Source organism: Bacillus sp. FSL R5-0560 (genome assembly GCF_037966305.1).
Classification (GTDB): domain Bacteria; phylum Bacillota; class Bacilli; order Bacillales; family Bacillaceae; genus Bacillus; species Bacillus mojavensis.
In genome coordinates, this window is the sequence record NZ_CP150195.1 from 4,209,894 (window position 1) to 4,216,310 (window position 6,417).

Here is a 6,417-nt window from a genome sequence, read left to right on the forward strand (position 1 = left end):
CTACTCGGCTATCTTCGCAATGCGGCCCTGCTCTAAATATACCAATAGAATTGAAATGTCTGCCGGGTTCACACCGGAAATACGGGAAGCTTGGGCAACAGACAAAGGCCGTACGTTTTTCAGCTTTTGACGAGCCTCAGTTGCAATCCCCTTAATTGCGTCATAATCAATTCGATCAGGGATTTTTTTGTTTTCCATCTTCTTCAGTTTTTCCACCTGCTGAAGGGATTTTTCAATATACCCTTCATATTTCACTTGAATTTCTACTTGTTCTGCCACTTCTTGCGGAACCGGCACTTCTGGCGGCGCAAGTTTAGTCACAGTTTCATAGTTCATTTCAGGACGTTTCATCAAGTCTGTGCCGCGTACTCCATCTTTCAATTCGCTTCCGCCAAGAGAACGGATATATTCTTGATTTTCTGGAGACGGCTTGATAATCACAGAATGCAGACGTTTTTTCTCCGCTTCGATCGCCGCTTTTTTCTTTTCAAAAGCCGCAAATCGCTCATCAGAAATTAATCCGATACGGTGGCCGATTTCTGTCAGACGCAGATCTGCATTGTCATGGCGAAGAAGCAATCTGTATTCAGCACGAGATGTCAAAAGACGGTATGGCTCATTTGTTCCTTTTGTCACAAGGTCATCAATGAGAACACCAATGTAGGCGTCAGAACGGCTTAGAATCACTTCTTCTTTTCCAAGCGCTTTTCGTCCTGCATTGATTCCCGCCATAATGCCTTGTCCCGCGGCTTCTTCATAACCGGATGTTCCGTTAATTTGGCCGGCAGTGTAGAGATTTGTAATTTTTTTCGTTTCAAGCGTTGGCCATAGCTGAGTCGGGACAATCGCGTCGTACTCAATCGCATAGCCGGCTCTCATCATTTGAACGTTTTCCAGACCCGGAATCGTTGCAAGCATTCTTTGCTGCACGTCCTCTGGAAGACTAGTAGACAAACCTTGAACATAAACTTCCTGCGTATTTCTGCCTTCTGGCTCAAGGAAAATTTGATGACGCGGTTTATCATTAAAACGAACAACTTTATCTTCAATTGATGGGCAGTATCTCGGACCTGTACCTTTGATCATACCGGAATACATCGGTGAACGGTGCAGGTTGCTGTCGATAATTTCATGTGTCTCAGGGCTCGTATATGTCAGCCAGCAAGGAAGCTGATCTGTGATATATTCAACCGTTTCATATGAGAAAGCGCGAGGCACTTCGTCACCAGGCTGAATTTCCGTTTTGCTGTAATCAATCGTGTCGCTTTTGACGCGAGGCGGCGTACCTGTTTTAAAACGAACAAGGTCGAAGCCCAGTTCTTCCAAATGCTCAGAAAGCTTAATAGAAGGCTGCTGGTTGTTCGGACCGCTTGAGTAAGAAAGATCACCGAGAATGATACGCCCTCTCAAATATGTTCCAGTCGTCATGACAACAGCTTTCGCGCGATAATGCGCACCGGTTTGTGTAATGACACCGCGGCACTCGCCGTCTTCAACGATCAGCCGCTCCACAATTCCTTGCAGCAGCGTTAAGTTTGGTTCTTTTTCAAGCGTATTTTTCATTTCGTGCTGATATTGGAATTTGTCTGCTTGGGCACGCAATGCACGGACCGCAGGACCTTTTCCAGTATTCAGCATTCTCATTTGAATATGCGTTTTATCGATGTTTCTGCCCATTTCTCCACCAAGCGCGTCAATTTCGCGGACGACAATCCCTTTTGCAGGGCCGCCGACAGACGGATTACATGGCATAAACGCAACCATATCTAAGTTGATGGTCAAGACAAGCGTTTTGGCGCCTTGGCGTGCTGATGCGAGGGCAGCCTCAACACCGGCATGCCCGGCGCCAATCACAATCACATCGTATTGGCCTGCTTCATACCCCATGATTCTAATTCCTCCTTTTATTATTTTCCTAAACAGAACTGTGAAAAGAGCTGATCAATTAAGCTTTCGTGGACAGCGTCTCCAATGATTTCGCCCAGAAGCTCCCAGCATCTTGTTAGATCAATCTGCACCATGTCGATCGGGACATCCTGTTCGATGCCGCTAAGCGCGTCTTCAATGGCGCGTTTTGCTTCCTGTAAAATTGATATATGGCGTGTGTTGCTGACATACGTTAAATCTCCGCTTTCAATAGCACCTGTAAAGAACAGCGATTGAATCGCTTCCTCCAAATCATTAACGCCTTCTTCTTTTAGAAGGGAGGTCGTTACAACAGGACGTCCATTGGCCAGCTCACGTACACGTTCTATGTCAATTTTCGCCTCGAGGTCAGTCTTATTCATAATAACGATGACGTCCATTCCCTTAACGGCTTCAAAAAGCTTCACGTCTTCTTCAGAAAGCTCTTCACTATAATTGAGCACAAGTAAAATCAGGTCTGCTTCCTTCAAAACCTGACGAGAGCGTTCAACACCTATTCGTTCAACAATATCCTCTGTTTCACGAATACCTGCAGTATCAACAAGACGAAGCGGAACACCTCTCACATTCACGTATTCCTCAATCACATCCCGTGTCGTACCCGGAATATCGGTAACAATGGCTTTTGCCTCGTGAACCAGGCTGTTCAGAAGAGAAGACTTCCCGACATTCGGACGGCCGATAATGACAGTGGAAAGACCTTCCCGTAAAATTTTGCCTTGCTCAGACGTTCTAAGCAGCGCCTCAATTTCTTTTTTAACGGAGCTTGCCTTTTCAACTAAAAGCTGATGTGTCATTTCTTCTACATCATCATACTCCGGATAATCTATATTTACCTCAACATGGGCCAGCGTTTCTAAAATATCATCGCGCAAACGGCGCACCAAAGCAGAGAGACGCCCTTCCATTTGATTCAAAGCGACGTTCATTGCCCGATCCGTTTTCGCTCTGATTAAGTCCATTACCGCTTCCGCCTGTGAAAGGTCGATTCGGCCATTTAAAAATGCGCGTTTCGTAAATTCACCAGGCTCCGCCAGTCTCGCTCCCTCTCTTAATGCGAGCTGGAGCACTTGGTTTACTGTCACAATTCCCCCGTGGCAGTTTATTTCTATGACATCTTCACGTGTAAAAGTTCTCGGTGCTTTTAACACCGATACCATTACTTCCTCCACGACCCGATCGGTACGTTTGTCTACGATATGGCCGTAATGAATCGTGTGTGATTCGACCGAACTGATCGTTTTCCCTTTCGGCCCTTTATAAATCCTGTCGGCAATCTGGATTGCTTCCGGTCCGCTCAGCCGTACAATAGCAATCGCACCCTCACCCATCGGTGTAGAAATGGCCGCAATTGTATCCATGTTGTTCACCTCTCTTTTCTATACTCTCATTCATCTATATAAAAAAATATTTTATTATGCCAAAACTAAAAGATAACATAGTTTGGTTCGAAGTGGAAGATGTGTTATCCACAGACTTAGAAATTCATCCCTTATTACTTTAACTTATCCACATGTGAATAACAATTAATTTTATTTCCTGAACTTCCTTTTTATCAACAGGATACACCTAAAAAAGAAAAACTTAAACGGAAAAAGCTTGATATTACAAGGGAAAATAGATTTTTCTATACAAAAAAACCGAAGCTCCGATTTTTACCGGACTTCGGTTTTATGTTATCTTTTCTGGGAAATAACGAGGTGGCGATTATCGCCTTCACCCATTGAATACGTATTGATCTGCTGATTTGCATATTTGGAAAGAGCATCATGAATGATTTTTCTTTCACTGGACGGCATCGGTTCTAAATGAACATCTTTTTTCGTTTTCAAAACCTGGTCTGCCAGTCTCACAGCCAGCTGACTCAGCGTATCTTTCCTTTTCGAACGGTAGTTTTCTGCATCTACCGTCACATTTTTATACTGATCTGAATAACGATTAAGGACAAGCTGGGTCAAAGTTTGAAGGGCATTTAAGGTTTGTCCTCTTTTCCCAATCAACAATGCCGCTTTTTCACCCGTTATATGGAAACATACTGCCTTTTTGCTTTCTTTTACAGTCACATCAGACTCTCCGGCAATGGATTCGACAATTCTTTTAAGATAAATCCTTGTTTCCTGAATCGGATCAAATTTTTCAGCCAGCTTTACGATTGCCGGCTTTTTGCCGAATATACCGAGGAAGCCTTTGTTTCCTTCCTCAATAACGGTAATGTCAACTTCATCTCTCGTTAATTGCAGCTCACGTAATCCGGACTGTACTGCTTCATCGACATCTCGCCCTGCAGCAGTCACATTCCTCACTTTTTCTTTCCTCCGGCTTTTTGCGGCTGAGGATCTTTTTTAATATCAGGCCCTTTAATGAGGAAAGTTTGCGCAATCATAAACAAGTTACCGACTACCCAATAAAGAGAAAGCGCCGCTGGGAAGTTGATCGCAAACACAATGATCATAATCGGCATAATCCAAAGCATCATTGCCATTTGCGGATTTTGCTGCGCGTTGCCCGCCATCATTAATTTTTGCTGTACGAAAGTGGCAACCCCGGCAACAATCGGAAGAATATAGAAAGGATCTTTTTCCCCTAAGTCAAACCATAAGAAACTGTGCTCTGAAATCGCCTGTGTTCTCATGATCGCATGATAGAATCCGATTAAAATCGGCATTTGAATTAAAATCGGGAAACATCCTGCCAATGGGTTGACGCCATGCTTTTGAAATAAAGCCATTGTTTCCTGCTGAAGTTTCTGCTGCGTTTTTTGATCCTTTGAGCTGTATTTTTCTTTAAGCTTTTGCATTTCCGGCTGTAAAGCCTGCATCGCTTTCGAGCTTCTCAGCTGCTTGATCATCAGCGGCAAAATTAATAAACGGATTAAAATTGTAACAATAATAATTGAAAGTCCATAGTTGTCTCCCGTCAATTTCGCAACATACGTAATGAGCTCAGACAATGGGAATACTACGTACTTGTCCCAAAAATGCGGACTATCTGCAGTGATCGGCTCTTTGACACTCGAGCATCCAGCCAAAAGCATGAATACGCCGACCATACTTAATAGCAACCATATTCTCCTTTTCAACAACATTTCCTCCTATAATCATTCTTTACACTCTCTTATTACAAAACATACTTGTATGTATTTTAGCATCTTTCAGTTTTAAATGGTGTCTTTTTCTGTTCAACCAGAAAGGAAGCGCTTTTAAAAGTTGTAAGAAAGCAGTGGCACCTACTTTTTTGACGAAGTTTTCTTATATAATGAGGCCTTTCTGAATAAATGCTGCAGACTTTTTTTCGTTTCCTCAAATGTCAGCTGACTTGCTGGTTTTCTGGCAATAATAATATAATCCTTTTCCTTCAGCCTGTCTCTCTCTTCTAGAAAAGCTTGCCGGATTAAACGTTTTATCCGGTTTCGCATTACTGCATTGCCAATTTTTTTGCTGACGGAAAGACCAACGCGCAGCTCATCGTTTTCAGGCTGATCAAGCGTATATAAGACAAACTGGCGATTCGCTACTGACGTGCCATGCTTAAACACTTTTTGAAAATCTTCATTTTTCTTTAAACGATTTCGCTTCTTCAAATTGACTCACTCCGATACTGGCTGGCAGAAACTTTTAATTTTATTTGAAAATGAGATGTGCAGAGAGAGGGATATCCCCCGCTCATACACATCACATATATCTTTTCCCTTAAAGTGAAAAAAGACCACTGACATTATTCAGTGGCCTAAGCTGATAATACTTTTCTGCCTTTGCGGCGACGGCGCGCTAAAACTAGACGACCGTTTTTTGAACTCATACGGCTTCTGAAGCCATGAACTTTACTGCGTTTACGGTTATTCGGTTGGAATGTTCTTTTCATTTATGACACCTCCCTCGAGGAATAGCTGTTAAAGACAGTCTTACTTATTATATTTGCGTTACCTATTCATTGTCAACTTCACTAGTGCTTTTGTTTCTTGCAACCATAATAGGATACCATACCTTCTCGACTTTCGAAACCTTATTTTTTCAGATTCCTGAATTTAACGAAAAAAAGTCAGATACAAATGACATTCTGAGCTGAAAATTCGTGTTGTGGATATCTTTTTTCCCTTTTTTTAATATCCACAAAGGTTATCGACAACATTTTCACACTGCTAACTCCTGTGGACAAATTTTTTTCAACAGGTTGTCTGCTTTGTGGATAAGATTGTGACAACCATTGCAAGCTCTCGTTTAATTTGGTATTATATTTGTGTTTTAACTCTTGATTACGAATCTTGCTTTCACTCTTTATCCACAAACTGTGGATAAGATGTGGATTGATTTCACACAGCATGTGTAGAAAGTTGTCCACAACTTGTGAAATTTGTCGAAAAGCTATTTATCTACTATATTATATGTTTTCAACATTTAATGTGTACGAATGGTTACCGCCATTTGCTCTTTTTTTGTGTTCTATAACAGAAAAAGACGTTATTTTTTTAGAAAAGGAGGGACGTGCCGGAAG

The 6,417-nt window shown here is 42.2% G+C and carries 6 protein-coding genes; all 6 read right to left on the reverse strand.

Annotated elements, in window-relative coordinates:
• Positions 1–1,887 carry a tRNA uridine-5-carboxymethylaminomethyl(34) synthesis enzyme MnmG gene (mnmG, locus tag NST56_RS21960; RefSeq protein ID WP_010332668.1) on the reverse strand — a complete coding sequence of 629 codons (1,887 nt, stop codon included), beginning with the start codon at positions 1,885–1,887 and terminating at the stop codon, positions 1–3.
• A gap of 20 nt (positions 1,888–1,907) precedes the next feature.
• Positions 1,908–3,287, reverse strand: coding sequence for a tRNA uridine-5-carboxymethylaminomethyl(34) synthesis GTPase MnmE (gene mnmE / locus NST56_RS21965; RefSeq protein WP_026014643.1), 1,380 nt, complete (start codon positions 3,285–3,287; stop codon positions 1,908–1,910).
• Between the two features lie 315 nt (positions 3,288–3,602).
• The gene (gene jag / locus NST56_RS21970; protein WP_339179191.1) at positions 3,603–4,229 is read right to left on the reverse strand and encodes an RNA-binding cell elongation regulator Jag/EloR; all 627 of its coding nucleotides are present in this window, start codon (positions 4,227–4,229) and stop codon (positions 3,603–3,605) included.
• Positions 4,226–5,011, reverse strand: coding sequence for a YidC family membrane integrase SpoIIIJ (gene spoIIIJ / locus NST56_RS21975; RefSeq protein WP_081638392.1), 786 nt, complete (start codon positions 5,009–5,011; stop codon positions 4,226–4,228). Before spoIIIJ ends, jag begins: the two co-directional genes overlap by 4 nt.
• 141 nt (positions 5,012–5,152) lie before the next feature.
• Positions 5,153–5,506, reverse strand: coding sequence for a ribonuclease P protein component (gene rnpA, locus NST56_RS21980; RefSeq protein WP_010332672.1), 354 nt, complete (start codon positions 5,504–5,506; stop codon positions 5,153–5,155).
• 146 nt (positions 5,507–5,652) lie between these two features.
• Positions 5,653–5,787: a 50S ribosomal protein L34 gene (rpmH, locus tag NST56_RS21985; protein ID WP_003178075.1), complete on the reverse strand. Its 135-nt coding sequence runs from the start codon at positions 5,785–5,787 to the stop codon at positions 5,653–5,655.
• Positions 5,788–6,417: the final 630 nt, after the last annotated feature.

Bases quoted from the DNA above. Each gene is read 5' to 3' on its own strand.
- mnmG (WP_010332668.1), bottom strand. From the start codon at position 1,887: ATGGGGTATGAAGCAGGCCAATACGATGTGATTGTGATTGGCGCCGGG.
- mnmE (WP_026014643.1), bottom strand. From the start codon at position 3,287: ATGGATACAATTGCGGCCATTTCTACACCGATGGGTGAGGGTGCGATT.
- spoIIIJ (WP_081638392.1), bottom strand. From the start codon at position 5,011: ATGTTGTTGAAAAGGAGAATATGGTTGCTATTAAGTATGGTCGGCGTA.
- rpmH (WP_003178075.1), bottom strand. From the start codon at position 5,787: ATGAAAAGAACATTCCAACCGAATAACCGTAAACGCAGTAAAGTTCAT.